At 58.4% G+C, this 21,350-nt stretch carries 21 protein-coding genes; 16 read left to right on the top strand and 5 right to left on the bottom strand.

All coding sequences use genetic code 11. The annotated features are described in order from the left end of the window. Window positions 1-10: 10 nt before the first annotated feature. From ytfT to NQ230_RS20780, 3 genes are all read left to right on the top strand, one after another. Window positions 11-1,036: a galactofuranose ABC transporter, ATP-binding protein YtfT gene (gene ytfT / locus NQ230_RS20790; RefSeq protein WP_257258943.1), complete on the top strand. Its 1,026-nt coding sequence runs from the start codon at window positions 11-13 to the stop codon at window positions 1,034-1,036. Then, the gene (gene yjfF, locus NQ230_RS20785) at window positions 1,023-2,024 is read left to right on the top strand and encodes a galactofuranose ABC transporter, permease protein YjfF (RefSeq protein ID WP_023293434.1); all 1,002 of its coding nucleotides are present in this window, start codon (window positions 1,023-1,025) and stop codon (window positions 2,022-2,024) included. The genes ytfT and yjfF overlap by 14 nt, the downstream gene beginning before the upstream one ends. Before the next feature lie 93 nt (window positions 2,025-2,117). Continuing rightward, window positions 2,118-3,689 (top strand): methyl-accepting chemotaxis protein, encoded by a 1,572-nt coding sequence (locus NQ230_RS20780; protein WP_257258942.1) that lies wholly within the window; start codon window positions 2,118-2,120, stop codon window positions 3,687-3,689. Here the strand turns inward: NQ230_RS20780 and NQ230_RS20775 are convergent. Both NQ230_RS20775 and fbp read right to left on the bottom strand, forming a co-directional pair. After that, window positions 3,661-4,017, bottom strand: coding sequence for a helix-turn-helix domain-containing protein (locus NQ230_RS20775; RefSeq protein ID WP_219324351.1), 357 nt, complete (start codon window positions 4,015-4,017; stop codon window positions 3,661-3,663). The genes NQ230_RS20780 and NQ230_RS20775 overlap by 29 nt on opposite strands. A gap of 150 nt (window positions 4,018-4,167) precedes the next feature. Beyond that, a complete protein-coding gene (gene fbp, locus NQ230_RS20770; RefSeq protein ID WP_023310178.1) occupies window positions 4,168-5,166 on the bottom strand; it encodes a class 1 fructose-bisphosphatase in 999 nt (332 codons plus the stop codon). A gap of 197 nt (window positions 5,167-5,363) precedes the next feature. Here fbp and mpl point away from each other — a divergent pair, with 197 nt between their 5' ends. Beyond that, complete coding sequence (gene mpl / locus NQ230_RS20765) at window positions 5,364-6,743, top strand: UDP-N-acetylmuramate:L-alanyl-gamma-D-glutamyl-meso-diaminopimelate ligase (RefSeq protein WP_159515401.1); 1,380 nt, start codon at window positions 5,364-5,366, stop codon at window positions 6,741-6,743. A gap of 94 nt (window positions 6,744-6,837) precedes the next feature. On the opposite strand, the gene yjgA is transcribed toward mpl, so the two are convergent. Beyond that, window positions 6,838-7,389, bottom strand: a complete 552-nt coding sequence (yjgA, locus tag NQ230_RS20760) for a ribosome biogenesis factor YjgA (RefSeq protein WP_257258941.1) — start codon at window positions 7,387-7,389, stop codon at window positions 6,838-6,840. Between the two features lie 95 nt (window positions 7,390-7,484). Between yjgA and pmbA the strand changes: the two genes are divergently transcribed. The 12 genes from pmbA to NQ230_RS20700 all read left to right on the top strand — a co-directional run bounded on the left by pmbA (window position 7,485) and on the right by NQ230_RS20700 (window position 18,255). Then, on the top strand, window positions 7,485-8,837 hold the full coding sequence (pmbA, locus tag NQ230_RS20755; RefSeq protein ID WP_041951344.1) for a metalloprotease PmbA: 1,353 nt from the start codon (window positions 7,485-7,487) through the stop codon (window positions 8,835-8,837). Between the two features lie 41 nt (window positions 8,838-8,878). Continuing rightward, window positions 8,879-9,265 (top strand): cytochrome b562, encoded by a 387-nt coding sequence (gene cybC, locus NQ230_RS20750; protein ID WP_032651443.1) that lies wholly within the window; start codon window positions 8,879-8,881, stop codon window positions 9,263-9,265. 316 nt (window positions 9,266-9,581) lie between these two features. Continuing rightward, window positions 9,582-9,920: a glycine dehydrogenase gene (locus tag NQ230_RS20745; protein ID WP_121424885.1), complete on the top strand. Its 339-nt coding sequence runs from the start codon at window positions 9,582-9,584 to the stop codon at window positions 9,918-9,920. Window positions 9,921-9,930: 10 nt separating this feature from the next. Beyond that, complete coding sequence (locus NQ230_RS20740; RefSeq protein WP_010427372.1) at window positions 9,931-10,293, top strand: SFCGS family glycine-rich protein; 363 nt, start codon at window positions 9,931-9,933, stop codon at window positions 10,291-10,293. 2 nt (window positions 10,294-10,295) lie between these two features. Continuing rightward, entirely contained in the window at window positions 10,296-10,595 is a 300-nt protein-coding gene (locus tag NQ230_RS20735) for a DUF4312 family protein (RefSeq protein ID WP_006810338.1), read from the top strand. Window positions 10,596-10,617: 22 nt separating this feature from the next. After that, a complete protein-coding gene (locus NQ230_RS20730; protein WP_023310182.1) occupies window positions 10,618-11,394 on the top strand; it encodes a DUF4311 domain-containing protein in 777 nt (258 codons plus the stop codon). Between the two features lie 13 nt (window positions 11,395-11,407). Continuing rightward, window positions 11,408-12,049: a DUF4310 family protein gene (locus NQ230_RS20725; RefSeq protein WP_010427370.1), complete on the top strand. Its 642-nt coding sequence runs from the start codon at window positions 11,408-11,410 to the stop codon at window positions 12,047-12,049. A gap of 42 nt (window positions 12,050-12,091) precedes the next feature. Beyond that, the gene (locus NQ230_RS20720; RefSeq protein WP_257258937.1) at window positions 12,092-13,225 is read left to right on the top strand and encodes an amidohydrolase/deacetylase family metallohydrolase; all 1,134 of its coding nucleotides are present in this window, start codon (window positions 12,092-12,094) and stop codon (window positions 13,223-13,225) included. After that, entirely contained in the window at window positions 13,209-14,327 is a 1,119-nt protein-coding gene (locus tag NQ230_RS20715; RefSeq protein WP_257258935.1) for a DgaE family pyridoxal phosphate-dependent ammonia lyase, read from the top strand. The genes NQ230_RS20720 and NQ230_RS20715 overlap by 17 nt, the downstream gene beginning before the upstream one ends. Continuing rightward, on the top strand, window positions 14,324-15,064 hold the full coding sequence (gene dagF, locus NQ230_RS20710; protein WP_029739262.1) for a 2-dehydro-3-deoxy-phosphogluconate aldolase: 741 nt from the start codon (window positions 14,324-14,326) through the stop codon (window positions 15,062-15,064). Before NQ230_RS20715 ends, dagF begins: the two co-directional genes overlap by 4 nt. 124 nt (window positions 15,065-15,188) lie before the next feature. Next, window positions 15,189-16,325 (top strand): lactonase family protein, encoded by a 1,137-nt coding sequence (locus NQ230_RS20705; RefSeq protein ID WP_121424889.1) that lies wholly within the window; start codon window positions 15,189-15,191, stop codon window positions 16,323-16,325. A 19-nt stretch (window positions 16,326-16,344) separates the two neighbouring features. Continuing rightward, the gene (locus tag NQ230_RS20700; RefSeq protein ID WP_257258930.1) at window positions 16,345-18,255 is read left to right on the top strand and encodes a BglG family transcription antiterminator; all 1,911 of its coding nucleotides are present in this window, start codon (window positions 16,345-16,347) and stop codon (window positions 18,253-18,255) included. Between the two features lie 32 nt (window positions 18,256-18,287). On the opposite strand, the gene nrdG is transcribed toward NQ230_RS20700, so the two are convergent. Further along, window positions 18,288-18,752 carry an anaerobic ribonucleoside-triphosphate reductase-activating protein gene (gene nrdG / locus NQ230_RS20695; protein WP_213822779.1) on the bottom strand — a complete coding sequence of 155 codons (465 nt, stop codon included), beginning with the start codon at window positions 18,750-18,752 and terminating at the stop codon, window positions 18,288-18,290. A 106-nt stretch (window positions 18,753-18,858) separates the two neighbouring features. Further along, window positions 18,859-20,997: an anaerobic ribonucleoside-triphosphate reductase gene (gene nrdD / locus NQ230_RS20690; RefSeq protein WP_106106458.1), complete on the bottom strand. Its 2,139-nt coding sequence runs from the start codon at window positions 20,995-20,997 to the stop codon at window positions 18,859-18,861. Window positions 20,998-21,350: the final 353 nt, after the last annotated feature.

Genomic DNA, 21,350 nt, shown 5'->3' with positions numbered 1-21,350 from the left:
GGAGTGAATCGTGATGCCCCGTTCGCTTTCGCAAACCGGTGAGTCAAAGCGCCGCTTTAGCTGGCCGACCGGCACGCCGCAAATCGCGGCGCTGCTGGTGGTGCTGCTGGTGGATAGCCTGGTCGCGCCGCATTTTTTCCAGATTATCGTGCAGGATGGCCGCCTGTTTGGCAGCCCGATAGACATCCTGAACCGTGCCGCGCCGGTGGCGCTGCTGGCCATCGGGATGACGCTGGTCATCGCCACCGGTGGGATTGACCTCTCCGTCGGCGCGGTGATGGCTATTGCCGGGGCTACGGCCGCCTCCATGACCGTGGCCGGACACAGCCTGCCGGTGGTCCTGCTGGCGGCCTTAGGCACCGGCGTGCTGGCTGGATTATGGAACGGCATTCTGGTGGCGGTGCTGAAAATTCAGCCCTTTGTCGCCACCCTTATCTTAATGGTGGCCGGGCGCGGCGTGGCGCAGCTGATTACCTCCGGACAAATTGTCACCTTTAACTCCCCGAGCCTGGCGTGGCTCGGTAGCGGCAACCTTCTGTTCTTCCCGACGCCGGTAATTATTGCCCTGGCCACGCTCGTTGTCTTTTGGCTCTTCACCCGCAAAACGGCGCTGGGCATGTTCATTGAGGCCGTCGGGATCAACATCCGCGCCGCGCGCAACGCCGGGGTCAACACCCGGCTGATGGTGATGCTGACCTACGTGCTGAGCGGCGTGTGCGCCGCCATTGCCGGGATCATCGTCGCGGCGGATATTCGCGGGGCCGACGCCAACAACGCGGGACTCTGGCTGGAGCTGGACGCGATCCTCGCGGTGGTGATCGGCGGAGGATCGCTGATGGGCGGGCGCTTTAACCTGCTGCTCTCGGTGATAGGTGCCCTGATCATTCAGGGCATGAACACCGGGATCCTGCTTTCGGGATTCCAGCCGGAGCTTAACCAGGTGGTGAAGGCGGTGGTCGTGCTCTGCGTGCTGATCGTCCAGTCGCCGCGCTTTGTCAGCATCATTAAGGGGATCCGTGGCCATGATAAAACGTAATTTACCGTTGATGATCACGCTGGGCGTGTTTGTGCTGGGGTATCTCTACTGTCTGACGCAGTTCCCCGGTTTTGCCTCCACGCGCGTGATCTGCAATATCCTGACCGATAACGCCTTTTTAGGCATCATCGCCGTTGGGATGACCTTTGTGATCCTCTCCGGCGGGATCGATCTCTCCGTCGGGTCGGTGATCGCGTTTACCGGCGTGTTCCTCGCGAAGGCGATCGGCTTCTGGGGGATCTCTCCGCTGGTGGCGTTTCCGCTGGTGCTGGCGATGGGCTGCGCGTTTGGCGCCTTTATGGGGCTGCTGATCGACGCGTTAAAAATCCCGGCCTTTATCATCACCCTCGCGGGGATGTTCTTCCTGCGCGGGGTGAGCTATCTGGTGTCGGAAGAGTCGATTCCGATTAACCATCCGGTGTACGACACGCTCTCCAGCCTGGCGTGGAAAATTCCTGGCGGAGGCCGCCTGAGCGCGATGGGACTGCTGATGCTGGGCGTGGTCGTGATTGGCATCTTCCTCGCCCATCGTACCCGGTTTGGCAATCAGGTTTACGCCATCGGCGGTAACGCCACGTCGGCAAACCTGATGGGGATCTCAACCCGCAGCACCACTATCCGCATCTATATGCTCTCGACCGGCCTGGCGACGCTGGCGGGTATCGTCTTCTCGGTGTATACCCAGGCGGGCTATGCCCTTGCAGGCGTGGGCGTTGAGCTGGATGCGATTGCTTCTGTGGTCATTGGCGGCACGCTGCTCAGCGGCGGGGTGGGCACGGTGCTGGGGACGCTGTTCGGCGTGGCCATCCAGGGGCTGATACAAACCTATATCAACTTTGACGGCACGCTCAGCTCCTGGTGGACGAAGATCGCCATCGGCATTCTGCTGTTTATTTTTATTGCCCTGCAGCGGGGGCTGACGGTGCTCTGGGAGAACCGTCAAAGCTCGCCTGTTACCCGCGTAAACACATCGGTAACAGAGCGATAACACGCTGAATTTGCTTAAAGTCTAAACATTTTCCGGTAGCGGCCGATACTCTTTTTTTATGCCCAGAAATATCTCGCTACCGGAAATAATATCATGCTTAAAACGCTATCGATTCGTACCGGCTTGCTCTCTTTACTGGCCGTTATGACCCTTCTGCTGCTGATTGTCAGCGGCATTGGCATTTATGCCCTCACACAGAGCTCTTCTTCACTGCAGCGTATTAATCACCTTCAGGGTGAGCAGATGGTGCAGCTTAATTCAGGCTATACGCTGATCCTGCGCGCGCGCAATGAGGCGGGCCAGGCCGTCCGCATGATGGAAATCGGCATGCTGGACGATGCGGCCAAAGCGGTAAAAAACATTAATCAGGAAGTTGCCCTGGCCCAGAAAACGCTGAAAGGCGTGATCGACGGCGGCGTGGCTGACGAGCAGGGGCAACAGCTGCTCGATAAAGTGGCGGCCAGCCTGGCGACGTATAGCCAGCAGGGGATCAACCCGATGCTGAAAACCCTGAATGACCAGAGCGCGGACGGGTACTACGATCTTCTGGAAAAGACGCTGATACCGGTGGCGAAGCAGTTTGATAACGATATGCAGGCGTTTCAGAAATGGAGCGAAGCGCGTGGTCAGGCGGAAGTGAGTGCCGTGCAGGCGAGTAAAACCCGCGTACTGATCCTGATTATCGTCGCCGCGCTGCTGACGGCGGGCATTATCGTGCTCGCCTGGCTGGTGCTGCGCCATATGCTGCTCAAGCCGCTCTCGGCCTCCATTGCGCAGCTGGAGAACGTGGCGGCGGGGGATTTAACCCATACGCTGAATGCCCCCGCGAGCCAGGAGTTTAACCGCCTCAACGCGGTGATAGAGGAGATGCGCCAGTCGCTGATGAACTCGGTTATGCGGGTACGCGATGCCAGCTCGCAAATTGACACCGGCAGCCGCGAGCTGACGCTGGGAAACCGCGATCTTGCCGAGCGTACGGAATCCACCGCCACGTCGCTTGAGCAGACGGCGGCCAGCATGGAACAGATCACCGCCACGGTGAAGCTCAACGCCGATAACGCCGAGCAGGCGCACCAGCTGGCGAAGTCGGTGTCCGACACGGCCGATCACGGCAGCGAGATGGTCTGCTACGTGATTGAAAAAATGCGCGATATCTCCGGCAGCTCGGCGCGCATCGCCGACATCCTGAGCGTGATCGACGGTATTGCCTTCCAGACCAATATCCTGGCGCTTAACGCCTCCGTGGAAGCGGCGCGCGCGGGCGAGCAGGGGCGCGGGTTTGCCGTCGTCGCGGGCGAAGTGCGAAACCTCGCCAGCCGCAGCGCCGACGCGGCGAAAGAGATCCGAACGCTTATCAGTGATTCACAGACCCACGTGAATGAGGGCAGCGAGCTGGCCCAGCAGGCTGGTGAAACGATGGATGAGATCGCAACAGAAGTGCTGCGCATGACCAGGCTGATGCGTGAGATTGCGACCGCGTCTCAGGAGCAGAGCCGCGGCATTGAGCAGGTGAATATTGCGGTGAATCAGATGGACGAAACCGCGCAGCAGAATGCGGCGCTGGTGCAGCAATCCTCCGCCGCGACCCGCTCCCTTGAGGAGCAGTCGCGTCAGCTGATGGAAGCCATGTCATCATTCAAAGTGACGACTCAGACCGCTGCATAATATTACCCAGCCCCGGTACGCTCTGTGCCGGGGTTTTATTTTTCCCGGAATTAGCTGCCGCAATATTATCGTGAATATCACCCATTAATATTTCCAGTGAGCTGGTTAAGGCTAACGCCTTTTCCGTCGGTTCAAGATATAAACCTTTGCGGAAAAATAACGGCTCATCAAAGAGTTGATTAAAGCGCTTTAATGCCAGGCTTACCGCGGGGCGGGACATATCCAGACGCAAAGAGGCCTTTGCCATGCTGCCGCAGCGAACGATTTCAATAAATACAGGGATAAGATTTAAATCAATGCCGGTATTAGCACGGGAATAATTTTTCATTGCGATTCTGCTCCACGAAATATCTGTCAAACTGTTATGGAAATAATGCAGGAGCAGTGGTGAATATTAAAGCATGTTTTTTATAAACACTTATACGGTAAAATATATAAATGACCAGGGGAGCCAGAACGGCTCCCCTGAAGAGAGGTATTACGCGTCCGGATACTCACGGATAAAACGTTCAACGTCTTCAACCATGTGGTTGTTGCCGACGAAGAATGAACGGCGCTGGTGAAGGCTTTCCGGCACGATATCCAGAATACGCTCTTTACCGTCGCTCGCCTTGCCGCCCGCCTGTTCGGCGAGAAACGCCATCGGGTTGCACTCGTACAGCAGGCGCAGCTTCCCGTCCGGGTGGCTGGCGGTGCTTGGGTAGAGGTAGATACCGCCTTTCAGCAGGTTACGGTGGAAATCCGCGACCAGAGAGCCAATATAGCGGGACGTGTACGGGCGCTGGGTCGCTTTATCTTCTTCCTGGCAGAATTTAATGTACTTCTTCACGCCGTTCGGGAAGCGGATGTAGTTGCCTTCGTTGATGGAGTAGGTGTTGCCCTTCTCCGGGAAGCGCATGCGTTCCTGGCTCAGGCAGAAAACGCCCAGTGACGGATCGTACGTAAAGGCGTGAACCCCGCACCCGGTGGTATACACCAGCATGGTGGAGGAGCCATAAACGACGTAACCGGCAGCCACCTGATTAATGCCCGGCTGCAGGAAATCTTCTTCGGTCACCGGCGTGCCAACTGGCGTGACGCGGCGGTAGATGGAGAAAATGGTACCGACAGAAACGTTAACGTCGATGTTTGAGGAACCGTCGAGCGGATCCATCAGAACAACGTATTTAGCGTGTTCACACCCTTCGAAAACAACAATTTCATCTTCTTCTTCAGAGGCGATACCCGCAACGATGTCGCGCGCGCGCAGTGCAGCTTTCAATTTTTCATTTGCGAACAGATCGAGCTTCTGTTGAACCTCGCCCTGAACGTTCTCGGCACCGCTGGCACCCAGGATATCGACCAGACCGGCCTTGTTGATATCACGGTGGATGATCTTAGCGCCCAGCTTTATTGCCGACAGCAAAGCAGTGAGTTCACCGGTAGCATGAGAGAACTCGTGCTGCTTTTCGACAATAAATTCACCTAACGTTTTCATAACACTTTCCCTGCATCTTTGTGAGTAGAGCGATTGTATGTTCACTAAAACGACTAAAGCCCAACAATCTTAACAAACATTCAAATATTAGCGCAGAGGTGAATCGCGCCAGCAACATACGGATTTACCTGAAATGCGTTTCACAGCCGCTAACATGTGAGTAAAATGTGCGCCACATTGAAGAAGGATAGTGACGTATGCGCATTCATATATTGGGGATTTGTGGCACTTTCATGGGCGGACTGGCAATGCTGGCGCGCTCGCTGGGCCATGAAGTGACAGGTTCGGACGCCAATGTGTATCCGCCAATGAGCACACTTCTGGAGAAACAGGGCATCTCGTTAATTCAGGGCTACGATGCCAGCCAGCTGGATCCCGAGCCGGACCTGGTGATCATTGGCAACGCCATGACCCGCGGCAATCCGTGCGTCGAGGCGGTACTGGAACGCAATATTCCGTTCATGTCCGGCCCGCAGTGGCTGCATGACTTCGTCCTGCGCGACCGCTGGGTGGTTGCCGTTGCCGGTACCCACGGCAAAACCACCACCGCCGGAATGGCGACCTGGATCCTCGAAGCCTGCGGCTACAAGCCGGGCTTCGTGATTGGCGGCGTACCGGGTAATTTCGACGTTTCTGCACGTCTGGGCGACAGCCCGTTCTTTGTGATCGAAGCCGACGAATACGACTGCGCGTTCTTCGACAAGCGTTCTAAGTTCGTGCATTACTGCCCGCGCACGCTGATCCTCAACAACCTTGAGTTTGACCACGCGGATATCTTTGACGATCTGAAAGCGATTCAGAAACAGTTCCACCACCTGGTGCGCATTGTTCCGGGCCAGGGGCGCATCATCCTGCCGGAGAACGACATCAACCTGAAGCAGACCCTGGCAATGGGCTGCTGGAGCGAGCAGGAGCTGGTGGGCGAGCAGGGTCACTGGCAGGCGAAGAAACTCAACGCCGACGCCTCCGAGTGGGAGGTGCTGCTCGACGGTGAAAAAGTGGGTGAGGTGAAGTGGGGCCTGGTGGGCGAGCACAACATGCACAACGGCCTGATGGCCATTGCTGCGGCGCGTCACGTGGGCGTTCTGCCTGCGGATGCGGCTAATGCGCTGGGCTCGTTTATCAATGCCCGTCGCCGTCTGGAACTGCGCGGTGAAGCCCACGGCGTTACCGTATATGACGATTTCGCGCACCACCCAACGGCTATTCTGGCCACGCTTGCCGCCCTGCGTGGCAAGGTCGGCGGCACTGCCCGCATTCTGGCGGTGCTGGAACCGCGCTCGAACACCATGAAGATGGGCATCTGCAAAGATGACCTTGCGCCGTCGTTAGGGCGTGCCGACGAGGTCTTCCTGCTGCAGCCGCAGCATATTCCGTGGCAGGTGGCCGAAGTGGCCGACGCCTGCATTCAGCCTGCGCACTGGAGCGCGGATGTAGATGCGCTTGCGGATATGGTGGTGAAAGCCGCTCAGCCCGGTGACCATATTCTGGTGATGAGCAACGGCGGTTTTGGTGGGATCCATCAGAAGCTGCTGGACGGTCTGGCGAAGAAAGCGGAAGCGGTAGCCGCAGAGTAAAAAAAAGCCCGGTGGCGCTTGCGCTTACCGGGCCTACTTTCCCGTGTTTTCTCCCTCGCCCCTCCGGGGAGAGGGCCGGGGTGAGGGGAAGAGATTACTCGTCGTTCTCAGACAGCTCGCGCAGATACTGGAAAATCAGGCGCGCAGACTTCGGCGGCTTATTCCCTTCTTTCTCTTTCTTCGCGTTGCGGATCAAGGAACGCAGTTGCTGGCGGTCGGCATCCGGCCACAGGTTCAGCACTTCCGGTACGGCCTCATCACCCTGTTCAATCAGGCGATCGCGGATCTGCTCAAGCTTGTGGAAAAACGCAACCTGCTGGTTGTGGCGGTTTTTCAGCTTGTCCAGCGCCTGGCGGATCGGATCGACGTCGCGCTGACGCAGCATTTTCCCGATAAGCTGAAGCTGGCGACGACGGCCTTCTTTTTTGATTTTCTGTGCCAGTTCAATGGCATCACGCAGATCCTGGTCGAGCGGGATCTTGTCCAGCGCGTTTTTACCCAGTTCTACCATTTCTGCGCCAAGCTGTTTTAACTCTTCGGCGTCACGTTTAATTTCACTTTTACTGACCCAGATGATCTCATCATCTTCGTCTTCGATGTCATCACCGGGAACGTCGTCGAGCCAGTCTTCGGGCTGCTTAGTCATGTCAGGCTCCTTAAAAAAAGAGGCTAATGTTACCAGTTAAGACGCGCACTGAAAAACGGTTCTCTGTTAGACTTCAGATAACTCTCTCTTACAGTATGGCATTTGCGATGAAAGTAACCTCACAAGTTGAAGCGCAGCGTAAGATTCTTGAAGAAGCCGTCTCCACCGCGCTGATGCTTGCTTCAGAAAAATCAGATGGCGCCGAAGTGGCGGTCAGCAAAACCACCGGCATCAGCGTGAGTACCCGCTATGGTGAAGTGGAGAACGTCGAATTCAACAGCGATGGCGCGCTTGGGATCACGGTGTATCACCAGAATCGCAAAGGCAGCGCGTCATCCACCGATCTCAGCCCGGATGCCATTGCCCGTACGGTGCAGGCGGCGCTGGATATCGCCCGTTATACCTCGCCGGATCCTTACGCAGGCGTGGCGGATAAAGAGCTGCTGGCGTTTGATGCGCCGGATCTCGATCTTTTCCACCCGGCGGAGGTAACCCCGGACGAAGCGATCGAGCTGGCCGCGCGCGCCGAGCAGGCTTCCCTGCAGGCTGATAAGCGCATCACCAATACCGAAGGCGGCAGCTTCAACAGCCACTACGGCATCAAAGTCTTCGGCAACAGCCACGGCATGCTGCAGGGCTACTGCTCTACCCGTCATTCGCTCTCCAGCTGCGTGATCGCCGAAGAGAACGGTGACATGGAGCGCGACTACGCCTACACCATTGGCCGCGCGCTGGGGGATTTACAGTCTCCTGAGTGGGTGGGTAAAGAGTGTGCCGAACGCACGCTGTCGCGCCTGTCGCCGCGTAAACTCTCCACCATGAAGGCCCCGGTCATTTTTGCCAACGAAGTGGCGACCGGCCTGTTTGGCCATCTGGTGGGCGCTATCGCGGGCGGCTCGGTTTACCGTAAATCGACCTTCCTGCTCGACTCGCTGGGCAAGCAAATCCTGCCGGAATGGCTGACGATTGAAGAACATCCGCACCTGCTGAAAGGGCTAGCCTCCACGCCGTTCGACAGCGAAGGCGTGCGCACCGAACGTCGCGATATCATCAAAGACGGTATTCTGACCCAGTGGCTGCTGACCAACTACTCCGCGCGCAAGCTGGGGCTGAAAAGCACCGGACACGCGGGCGGCATCCACAACTGGCGCATTGCCGGTCAGGGCCTGAGCTTTGAGCAGATGCTGAAAGAGATGGGCACCGGCCTGGTCGTCACGGAACTGATGGGCCAGGGCGTAAGCGGCATCACCGGCGACTACTCGCGCGGCGCGGCGGGCTTCTGGGTGGAAAACGGCGAAATCCAGTATCCGGTGAGCGAGATCACGATTGCCGGCAACCTGAAGGACATGTGGCGCAATATCGTTACGGTCGGTAACGATATTGAAACACGTAGCAATATACAGTGTGGTTCTGTACTTCTGCCGGAGATGAAAATCGCCGGCCAGTAATACCCGTAAAGGCGTTTTAATAATAAAAAAGGAAGTGAGCAATGCGTAAACATCTGTTAGCGATCGTCGCGGCTTCAACGCTGGTTCTTGGCTCTTCTGCGTTTGCTGCCGATCTTGAAGACGACATGGGCATCCTCGGTCAAAACCTGAAGGTGGTGCAGAAGACGGACAATGCGGCTGAAATGAAAGACGCGCTGACCAAAATGCGTGAAGCGGCGCTGGACGCACAAAAAGCGACGCCACCGAAGCTGGAAAGCAAAGCGGCAGACAGCGCAGAGATGAAAGACTACCGCCACGGCTTTGACGTGCTGGTCGGCCAGATCGACGGCGCGCTGAAGCTGGCTAACGAAGGCAAAGTGAAGGAAGCCCAGGCGGCGGCCGAGCAGTTTGCGACGACCCGCAACACGTATCACCAGAAGTACCGTTAACCGATCGCGCATCTGACAAACAATCAGCGGGGGCCAGTGGCTCCCGTTTTTTTTACGCGGTAATAAGTAAACCCTATCGCCATCACATTTTTGCGTCACCACGCCTGAACGTTTTCGTTTCCCCGGCGCGCGTTTTGCCGCTGGAATACGTGATATTCATCACGTAAATACCGTTATTAATCCAGATTCACCGCATTTATGTGGCACAGATCACTGCTGCGGCTCGCCTTTCCACTTCGAAGTGGAAAACAACTCGCTACAAACAATTCCCCCCCAACGTTAGTTTTATTCCAGAGCCATTAACGGGGTAAGACCAGTGATTAACGGAGCGGTAATGAACGACGTTGGGGAACAGGCGGAGCAAACAGAACAGCTCGCGAACACCATGCTGCAGCAGGTTTATGCCCTGCTGGCGCGGAACAACATCATCCCCAATGCGGTACAGGAGCAGATGCTCACTTCCCACGTGCGCGCAATGGCGCACCGGTCCGTGACCGGCGAGCCGCTGCCGGAGGTTGAAGCAGAGCTGTTTGACGAAATTTCACCCGATTCAATGCAACTTGCCCGTGAAGTGGTAGCGCAGTTCGGCAACCTTCCTGATGAAGAAGCCTGGCTGCTCTCCGTTCACTTCGAAGTCGCGAAAGACAACCTTTAAGGAGCAACACATGGAACAGATTACAGTCGTGATTGGCGATCGCCTGGGCAAAGGCCAGAAAGTGGCTGCCGGTGTGGAAAAAGCAGGTGGACGCGCGGTGGTTGTGCCGGGCATGGCGGCGGACATGAAGCTAGGTGACATGATGAAGGCGGAAAACGCCACCTTCGGCATCTCCTTCTGCGGCAGCGGCGGCGCGGGGGCCATCACGGCCCAAACCAAATATGGCTATAAGGCCAAATACGGCATGCGTTCCGTGGAAGAGGGCGTGACCGCCATCAACGAAGGCTGCAACGTGCTGGGCTTTGGCTTTATGGATAAAGAAGAGCTGGGCGAGCGTCTGGTACAGGCGTGGCAGAAGAAATACGGCGCATAAGCATGAAAGAACAGTTCACAACCACGGTGAGAGTGAAGGGGAAAGGCGACGCCAAAGCGCGCGCCTTTGCCGACGCGCTCAACCACGTTCAGGCCGCGGTGATGAAAGCCTCACCGCATATCTTACTGCGTATTGAGCCACAGGATGTGCAGGTCGTTCAGGCGCAAGAAGCGGTGCGTAAAGAAGCGTTTCTGTTCTTCTTTCTGCGCCGGGAAAGACGCACCTACAGCGTGGAGCTGGATGTGACCGTCAACGTGACCGCTATCAATCTTGACCAGGTGGATTTCGTCACGCAACGCTGATTATTCATAAAAGGGCAGACTGATGTTCTTAATTATATTAATAAAATCGCTCATCATTGGCGGCCTGGTTGGCGTCGGTGTCGGAGCCGGGGCTGCACGCATGTTTCATGCGCCTACCACACAGGGTATGGGCGCGTTTCGTACGTTGGGGGAACTGAACTCCTGTGAAGGGGATCCGGCATCCCACTTCTCCTTTGGGTTAGGCTTCTTCTTTAACGCCTGGGCCTCTTCCGTGGCCGCAGGTGCCTTCACACAGGACGTTGACCACCGCATCATCCCGAACTGGGGTGCTGCTGCACTGATGATCAAAAACCGTAACGTCGGCGAAACGCTGCACGATCCCCGCAAAATGGCAATTGCCTGCGGGGTAATTGGCATGCTCGTCGTGACCTTCCTGAACCTGACCGCCTCCTCCGTTCCGGCTGCGCTTCAGGTCACCGCCGTCAAGGTGCTGGTGCCTGCGGCTAACCTGCTGGTGAACACCGTCATGCCGGTGATCTTCTGGCTGGCGGCCATCGACGCGGGTAAAAAATCGGGCTTCTGGGCCACCATCTTTGGCGGCGCGGCGCAGCTGATCATGGGCAACGCCGTACCGGGCCTGGTGCTGGGGATCCTGATCGGTAAAGGCGTGGAAGAGAGCGGCTGGAACCACGTCACCAAAGTGATGATGGCGGCGATCGTCCTGCTCTTCGTGCTGAGCGGCTTCTTCCGCGGCTTCGACATGAAGATGATCGAATCCTTCCATCTGACCGTGCCGAACTGGCTCGACATGATCCACAACTCGCTCAGCGGTAAATAACAGGAGCCTCTACATGGAACAGAATAAAGGTTTTTGGTATGCCGACTGGTCGTTCCCGATCTTCGTTGGCCTGCTCTCCTCCGGCGTCTTCGCCGGGACGCACATGTACTACCTCTACGGCATCGGCGCGTTTAACGAAGTGGCCTTCGTGGCGATGCTGAAAGCGGGGATGGACACCGGCGTCTACGGCGCGGTGGCGGCGTTCGGCGCAAGCTTCCTGTTCGCCCGCATTATCGAAGGATCGCTGGTGGGTATTCTCGATATCGGCGGTGCCATCCAGACCGGCGTGGGCCTCGGCGTTCCGGCGCTGCTGCTGGGCGCGGGCATCATGTTCCCGGTGACCAACTTCATTGCCGCGCTGATTACCGGCCTGGTGATTGGTCTGGCGATTGGCTACGTCATTATCCTGGCGCGTAAGTTCACCATCAACCAGAGCAACTCCACCTACGGTGCAGACGTGATGATGGGCGCGGGTAACGCCTCCGGCCGCTTCCTCGGGCCGTTGATTATCCTCAGCGCCATGACCGCCTCCATTCCTATCGGCGTCGGTTCCCTGCTGGGTGCGCTGGTGTTCTATATCTGGCAGAAGCCAATTACAGGCGGTGCGATCCTCGGTGCAATGCTGTTGGGCTGGCTGTTCCCGGTCGCCCTTTAATACCCGCGGGCGCTCAGGCGCCCGCCTTATCAGGAGATCCTCATGTTTGATTTACTCCTGCGCCGTGCGCGCCTTGCCGACGATACCCTGACCGATATCGCCATTCAGGACGGGAAGATCGCGGCGCTGGGCGACATTGACGCCCCCGCGCATAAAACGGTTGAGCTGAACGGCGACGTGTTCGTCAGCGCAGGCTGGATTGACTCCCACGTTCACTGCTACCCGAACTCCCCGATTTACCACGACGAGCCGGACAGCGTGGGCATTACCACCGGCGTGACCACCGTGGTGGACGCGGGCAGCACCGGCGCCGACGACGTGGACGATTTCTACGAAATCACCCGCAGGGCCTCTACCGAGGTGTTTGCCCTGCTGAACATCTCCCGCGTGGGGCTGATCGCCCAGAACGAGCTGGCCAACATGGCGAATATTGACGCCGACGCGGTGAAGCAGGCGGTGAAGCGCCACCCTGATTTTATCGTCGGCCTGAAGGCGCGCATGAGCAGCAGCGTGGTCGGTGAAAACGGCATTACGCCGCTGGAGCGCGCCAAGGCCATTCAGAAAGAGAACGGCGACCTGCCGCTGATGGTGCACATTGGCAATAACCCGCCGAACCTCGACGAAATTGCCGAGCTGCTGAGCTCCGGCGATATCATCACCCACTGCTACAACGGCAAACCCAACCGCATTCTGACGCCCTCCGGCGAGCTGCGTGCCTCCATCACCTCCGCCCTTAAGCGCGGCGTGCGCCTGGACGTCGGCCACGGTACGGCGAGCTTCAGCTTCGAAGTGGCGAAACGCGCCATCGCGATGGGCATTCTGCCGCACACCATCAGCTCGGACATCTACTGCCGCAACCGCATCAACGGCCCGGTCGGCTCGCTGGCAAGCGTGATGTCGAAATTCCTCGCCATCGGCATGTCGCTGCCGCAGGTGATTGACTGCGTGACCGCGAACGCCGCCGACGGCCTGCGCCTGGCGCGCAAGGGCCGCATTCAGCCGGGTCTCGACGCCGACCTGACGCTGTTTACGCTTAAGCGCCAGCCGACGGTGCTGACGGATGCCGAAAACGACAGCCTGCAGGCTGAACACATTCTGGTGCCGCTTGCCGCGATCCGCGCGGGCAAGGGCTACATGACCGAACAAGGGAGCACGGAACATGCCTTCGATTTATGAGAAGTACAACTTAAAGCAGGTGATCAATACCTCTGGCCGCATGACGGCGCTGGGCGTTTCCACGCCGCGCCCGGAAGTGGTGCAGGCGGCAATGGACGGCATGAACCACTATTTCGAGATGAAGGATCTGGTCAACAAAACCGGGGAATACATCGCGAAGCTGTTGGATGTGGAAGGCGCGACGGTAGTGTCCTGCGCGTCGGCGGGCATTGCCCAGTCCGTGGCGGCGGTGCTGGTGAAAGACAGCGACTGGCTGCTGGAAAATCTGCACGTGACTCCGATTGAGTGCAACGAAATCGTCCTGCCGAAAGGCCACAACGTGAACTTCGGCGCGCCGGTGGGCACCATGGTGGCGCTGGGCGGCGGTAAGCTGGTGGAAGCGGGCTACGCCAACGAATGCTCCGCCGATCAGCTGGCGGCGGCGATCACCCCTCGCACGGCGGCGATCCTTTACATCAAATCGCACCACTGCGTGCAGAAAAGCATGCTCAGCGTCGAGCAGGCGGCGGTGGTGGCGCGCAAGCACGATCTCCCGCTGATCGTCGATGCGGCGGCAGAAGAAGATCTGCACGCGTACTACCGATCCGGTGCCGATCTGGTGATCTACAGCGGCGCGAAGGCGATTGAAGGCCCAACCAGCGGTCTGGTGATCGGCAAAACCCAGTACGTTGAGTGGGTGAAGCGTCAGACCGCGGGCATTGGCCGCGCCATGAAGGTGGGCAAAGAGGGCATTCTTGGCCTGACCTGCGCCATCGAACATTATCTGACGGCGACCAAAGAGAGCGGGGCCGAGATGGTGGCGAAGATGACGCCGTTTATCGACGCGCTCAATACCCTGAACGGCGTCACCGCGCGCGTGGTCTGGGACAGCGCCGGTCGCGATATCGCGCGCACCGAGATTAAGTTCGACGAAGCCGCAACGGGCGTCGGCACGGGCGATCTGGTGGCGAAGCTGAAACAGGGTGAATACGCCATTTACTTCCGTGGCTACAAGGCCAACGAAGGGATTATCGAGGCGGACGTGCGCAGCGTGAATGCTGACCAGCTGAACATCGTCTACCGCCGCATTAGCGAAGTATTAGGACAGGAGAAAAAAGCATGAAACTGACCCCCAACTTTTACCGTGACCGCGTCTGCCTGAACGTGCTGGCAGGATCGAAAGCCAACGCCAGCGCCATTTACGAGGCGGCGGAAGGTCACGTGCTGGTGGGCGTGCTCTCCAAAAATTACCCGGACGTGGCGAGCGCCGTTGCCGATATGCGTGAATATGCCGCGCTGATTGATAACGCGCTCTCCGTCGGCCTCGGCGCGGGCGATCCGAACCAGTCGGCGATGGTGAGCGAAATCTCCCGTCAGGTGCAGCCGCAGCACGTCAACCAGGTGTTCACCGGCGTGGCCACCAGCCGCGCGCTGCTGGGGCAGAATGAGTCTGTGGTCAACGGTCTGGTCTCGCCGACCGGCACCGTCGGGATGGTCAAAATCTCCACCGGACCGCTGAGCAGCAACGCGCCTGACGGCATCGTACCGGTTGAAACCGCGATTGCCCTGCTGAAAGATTTCGGCGGCAGCTCCATCAAATACTTCCCGATGGGTGGCCTGAAGTGCCGTGACGAGTACAAAGCGGTGGCGGAAGCCTGCGCCCGTCACGACTTCTGGCTCGAGCCGACCGGAGGTATCGATCTGGAAAACTATGAGGAGATCCTGCAGATCGCCCTCGACGCGGGCGTGAGCAAAATCATCCCGCATATCTACAGCTCGATTATCGACAAGGCCAGCGGCGATACGCGCCCGGAAGACGTGCGTACGCTGCTTGCGATGACGAAGAAGCTGGTGAAGTAACAAAAACAACACCCCTCACCCCAGCCCTCTCCCCAAAGGGGAGAGGGTGTAATCGTTCCCTCTCCCCTTTGGGGAGAGGGTTAGGGTGAGGGGGCAAACACCGCACATACCCAAAGGAGCCACCATGCACACCCGTACCCTGCTTGTTGCTTCACTCTCAATGTTCGCCACCACCGCCATCGCCCAGACGCAGTACGCCTGGGTCGGCACCTACAACCCCAACGGCGAAGGGCTGTACCGCTTTACCGTTGACCCGCAAAGCGGCGCGCTGGCGAATAAAACGCTGGTGAGCAAGCTGCCGAACGCCGCGCAGCTGGCCGTCTCGCACGACGGCAAAACGCTCTATCTGGCAAGCGAGGTGGAGCAGGGCGTGGTGCAGGCGCTGCGGGTGGGGGATAACGGCGCGCTGAGCGAGCTGAATCAGGTGGCCTCCGGCGGCGCGGGGCCGGTGTATCTCTCCCTGACGCCAAACGGTAAGCATCTGCTGGTGGCGAACTACGTCAGCGGATCGATTGCCGTTTTACCGGTCAACGCGGACGGCAGCCTGGGTGAGGCCACGGACACTCATCAGGATCAAGGCGAAGCGGGCGCGGCGAAGCCGGAAGCGGCAGCGGAGGGCAGCTTTGCCATCAGCGATCATAACGGCCCCCACGCGCACATGATCGCCGCCGATCCGAGCGGGAAATACGTCTTTTCCACCGATCTTGGGCTGGATCGCCTCTACCAGTACCGTTTTGACGATCGAACAGGGAAGCTGACGCCGAACGATCCGCCGTTTATCAGCGCCTCCTCAAAAGGCGCCGGGCCGCGCCACTTCGTCTTTACGCCCAAAGGCGATGCCCTGTGGCTGATTAACGAAGAGGCGTCTACGCTCACCCATTATACCGTGAACGCCAACGGCACCCTGAAAGAGGGCAAAACGCTTTCAGCCCTGCCGGAAGGTTATAAAGGCACCAGCTTTGCCGCCGGGCTGGCATTAAGCGCCGACGGTAAACAGCTGTATGTGGCTAACCGTTTGCATAACAGCATCGGGCACTTTACCGTAACAGCGGAGGGCACGCTGACGCATCAGGACGACGTGTGGACGCGGGGCGACTATCCGCGCACCCTGACGCTCGATAAGCAGGGGCACTGGCTCTACGTCATGAACCAGCGCAGCGACAACATTACCCGTTTCCGCGTGGCGCAGGACGGGAAATTAAGCTTCGAGCCGGACTACACACCGGTCGGCAGCCCATCCCAGATGGTCATTTCACCTTAAGCCGTAAGAGGACAAACTCGTGCGATTTCCGAACCAACGTTTAGCGCAACTGTTCGATCTGTTGCAAAACGAGACGCTGCCGCAGGACGAGCTGGCGCAGCGGCTGTCGGTTTCCACGCGAACCGTCCGTGCCGATATCACCGCCCTGAACGCGCTGCTGGCAGGCCACGGCGCGCAGTTTATATTGAGCCGGGGTAACGGCTATCAGCTCAAAATTGATGATGCCCAGCGCTACCAGCAGCTGCAGGCATCCCACCCGCGCGCGCTGCGTATTCCCCGGACCGGGCCGGAGCGCGTGCACTATCTGGTGGTGCGTTTTCTCACCTCGGCATTTTCTCTTAAGCTCGAGGACCTGGCGGACGAGTGGTTCGTCAGCCGCGCCACGCTGCAAAGCGACATGGCGGAAGTCCGCGAGTGGTTCCATCGCTATAACCTGACGCTGGAAACGCGTCCGCGCCACGGCATGAAGCTGTTTGGCAGCGAGATGTCGACCCGCGCCTGCCTGACCGATCTGCTCTGGGAGCTGGCGCAGCAGGACAGCCTGAACCCGCTGGTGACCGACGTGGCGCTGAATGCAGGCGTAGCGGAGCAGATGGTGCCCGTGCTGCACGAGGCGCTGACGCGTCATCACATCCGTCTGACCGATGAAGGCGAGCTGTTCCTGCGCCTGTACTGCGCGGTGTCGGTGCGGCGCATCAGCGAGGGCTATCCGCTGCCGGAATTCCACGCCGAAGACGTGGAAGAGAACGTGCGCGAGGCGGCGAAGGATATCGCCGTCACTATCCAGCAGCTGGCGGGCAAAGCGCTTTCACCTTCGGAGGAGAGCTGGCTCTGCGTGCACATTGCGGCGCGGCAGATCCAGGAGATTGCCCCGAGCGCCATTAACGCGGATGACGACGAAGCGCTGGTCAACTACATCCTGCGCTATATCAACACCCACTATAACTACAATCTGCTCAGCGACGCGCAGCTGCACGCTGACCTGCTCACGCACATCAAAACCATGATCACCCGCGTGCGGTATCAAATCATGATCCCCAATCCGCTGCTGGATAACATCAAGCAGCACTACCCGATGGCGTGGGATATGACCCTCGCGGCGGTGTCGAGCTGGGGCAAATACACGCCGTATGTGATCAGCGAAAACGAGATTGGCTTCCTGGTGCTGCACATCGGCGTCGGGCTGGAGCGCCACTACAACATCGGCTACCAGCGCCAGCCGCGGGTGCTGCTGGTGTGCGACGCCGGTAATGCCATGGTCCGCATGATTGAAGCGGTGCTGCAGCGTAAATACCCGCAAATTGAGGTCACGCGCACGCTCACCCTGCGCGAGTACGAGCTGGCGGAAACGATTGGCGAAGACTTTGTGATCGCCACCGCCCGCGTCAGCGAAAAGTCGAAACCGGTGGTGACGATCGCCCCGTTCCCGACCGACTATCAGTTAGAGCAGATCGGCAAGCTGGTGCTGGTGGACCGCACCCGCCCGTGGATGCTGGATAAATACTTCGACGCGGCCCATTTCCGCATTATCGACAAGCCCGTTGACCAGCAAACGCTGTTCCGGGAACTGTGCGCGCAGCTTGAAGGCGAGGGGTTTGTCGGCGCGGAGTTCCTGGATTCTGTCGTCGAGCGTGAAGCCATCGTCAGCACCATGCTCGGCGACGGTATTGCGCTCCCGCACTCCCTCGGCCTGCTGGCGCAGAAAACGGTAGTCTATACCGTGCTCGCCCCGCACGGCGTCCAGTGGGGCGATGAAACCGCGCACGTCATCTTCCTGCTCGCCATCAGCAAAAGCGAATACGAAGAGGCGATGGCGATTTACGATATTTTCGTCACCTTCCTGCGTGAACGGGCGATGTCGCGGCTCTGTAGCTGCGGAGATTTTGCCGAGTTTAAGGCGGTGGCGATGGAGAGTTTGAGTCGGTTTTGAGATAAGGGCGGACGGATAACATCCGCCTTTGTTCAACGCAGATGATGCACAACCTGGTTGCTGCTGCCGCGCCAAATCAGCGCCGGGTCTTTTAAATCCTGCACGAACTTGCCGTCGACCAGGACGTTAATCTGATCCACCACTTCCATTTGCTGCGCGTTCAGCTCTTCCAGCTTATAGCCTGTCCAGACCCAGATATCTTTTCCCGTACACTCTGCCCGAATGCGCTTCACCAGCTTCAGGATATCCGGCACGTTTTGCGGGTGCAGGGGGTCGCCACCGGAAAGTGAGATCCCCTGACGGTGAATGCGCGTGTCGTTCAGGTCGTTGACGATCTTGTCTTCCATCTCAGCGGTAAACGGCATGCCGGAGTTCAGACGCCAGGTGCTTTTGTTGTAGCAGCCGGGGCATTCGTGGACGCAGCCTGAAACAAACAGGGTGCAGCGGGTGCCGGGGCCGTTGACGATGTCGACGGGGTAGTATTGATGAAAGTTCATAGCGGATAACCAAGCCGGGTGGCGCTGCGCTTACCCGGCCTACAGTGTGAATGCGGATTGTAGGCCCGGTAAGCGTAGCGCCACCGGGCATAAATGTGGCAGAGGGTTACCCGATCTGCCCATTCCCCAAATGCTTCACGCGGCGCTTCACCTCTTCCTGCTTGCCGGCGTTAAACGGACGCGCGTCCGGGCTGCCGAGATAGCCGCACACGCGACGGGTCACGGAGACGCGAGCCGCGTCGTGGTTGCCGCATTTCGGGCAGGTGAAGCCTTTGCTCGTACATTCGAACTCACCGGTAAAGCCGCACTCGTAGCACTCGTCGATTGGCGTGTTGGTCCCGTAATACGGCACGTGCTGATAGCTGTAATCCCACACGTCTTCCAGCGCCTTCAGGTTGTGCTGAATGTTCGGGTACTCGCCGTAGCAGATGAAACCGCCGCTGGCGATCGGCGGATAGGCCGCTTCGAAGTCGATCTTGTCATACGGGTTCACCTTTTTCTCCACGTCGAGGTGGAAGCTGTTGGTGTAATACCCTTTGTCGGTCACGCCTTCCACAATCCCGAACTCGGCGGTGTCCAGACGGCAGAAGCGATCACACAGGTTCTCGCTCGGCGTGCTGTAGAGGCTAAACCCGTAGCCGGTTTCCTCTTTCCACTGGTCAACCGCGTCGCGCAGGCGCTGAACGATGGCGATGCCTTTTTCGCGCAGGGCCTCGCTGTCGTACATATGCGTATCGCCCGCCAGGGCGTTGATGGTCTCGTGAATACCGATATAGCCCAGCGAAATGGACGCGCGACCGTTTTTGAAGATCTCCGACACGTCATCGTCCGCCTTCAGGCGCACGCCGCAGGCCCCTTCCATATAGAGGATCGGCGCCACGCGGGCCTTGACCCCTTCCAGACGCGCAATGCGGGTCATCAGCGCTTTACGCGCCAGCTGCAGGCGTTCGTCCAGCAGTTTCCAGAATTCAGCTTCATTGCCTTTGGCCTCCAGCGCGATGCGCGGCAGGTTCAGGCTGATGACGCCCAGGTTGTTACGCCCGTCGTGGATCTGCTCGCCGTTTTCATCTTCGTACACGCCGAGGAAGCTGCGGCAGCCCATAGGCGTTTTAAACGAACCGGTCACTTTGACGACCTGATCGTAGTTCAGGATGTCCGGGTACATGCGCTTGCTCGCGCACTCCAGCGCCAGCTGTTTGATGTCGTAGTTCGGATCGCCAAACTTGTGGTTCAGGCCGTCGCGGATGGCGAACACCAGTTTCGGGAACACCGCCGTTTTGCGGTTTTTGCCGAGGCCGGAAATACGGTTGCGCAGGATGGACTGCTGGATCAGGCGTGATTCCCAGCTGGTGCCCAGACCAAAACCGAAGGTCACAAACGGCGTCTGGCCGTTGGCGGTGTGCAGCGTGTTCACTTCATATTCCAGCGACTGGAAGGCGTCGTAGCACTCTTTCTCGGTGCGGGAGTGCGCGTAGCCGTCAGCGTCCGGGATCTGCCACTCTTCGGCCGTTTTACGGTGCTTATTGAAGCTTGCCGTCACGAACGGGGCCAGCACTTCATCAATGCGGTTAATGGTGGTGCCGCCATAAATGTGGCTGGCGACCTGGGCGATAATCTGCGCGGTGACGGCGGTGGCCGTGGAGATCGACTTAGGCGGTTCAATCTCGGCGTTACCCATTTTGAAACCGTGGGTCAGCATGCCTTTCAGGTCGATCAGCATGCAGTTGAACATCGGGAAGAACGGCGAATAGTCGAGGTCGTGGTAGTGGATCTCACCGCGCTCGTGCGCCGACACCACGTCGCGCGGCAGCAGGTGCTGGCGGGCATAGTGTTTGGCGACGATACCGGCCAGCAGGTCGCGCTGAGTCGGGATCACCTTACTGTCTTTGTTGGCGTTTTCATTGAGCAGGGCGGAGTTGGTCTGCTCCACCAGGCCACGGATCTCCTGGTTCAGACGACCGCGCTTCTCACGCTGCACGTCACGATCGTGACGGTACTCAATATAGGCGCGCGCCAGCTGCTTGTAAGGACCCGCCATCAGCTGGTTCTCAACCGCGGTCTGGATCTCGTTGATATCGACCTGGCTGCGTTCGTTCATCTGGCTGCTAACGACTTCTGCGACGGTGGCGCAGTAATCTGCGTCATCGACTCCCGCTGCTTTAGCTGCACGCAGAATGGCTTCCTGGATGCGCTCTGATTTAAACGGCACTTTACAGCCATCACGTTTCATCACATGCGGTGTCATGATCACTCCATTTTTTGAAAACAGGTTATCCACAAAGGTGGAGAAGTATTCACCGGGCGTATTCCCCGCCGGGCCAAAGACTTCCCGCGTTCCCAGCTCGTGTTATCCACAATTCCGGCCAGCGTAAGCGCCGTCTTGTTGTTGGAATAGTAGACGATAAATACAAGATGTTGGGTCGGCGTGCATTTTAAGTGCTACATATAGTGATTTGCATCAAACATGTTTGCGATTTATTTGATGCAGGACAAAGTAAAAAGACGAGAGTACAAACGGCGGGCGCTTCAGCGATTGTAAAGGCGTGCGAGAAAAATCTGATTAATTATTCAACAAAAACAGTAAAATAAGCCGGGTGC

The organism is Enterobacter asburiae (assembly GCF_024599655.1).
Taxonomy (GTDB): Bacteria; Pseudomonadota; Gammaproteobacteria; order Enterobacterales; family Enterobacteriaceae; genus Enterobacter; species Enterobacter asburiae_D.
Note: the sequence above shows the minus strand (reverse complement) of the source record. Positions and strands in the feature narration are given on the sequence as shown.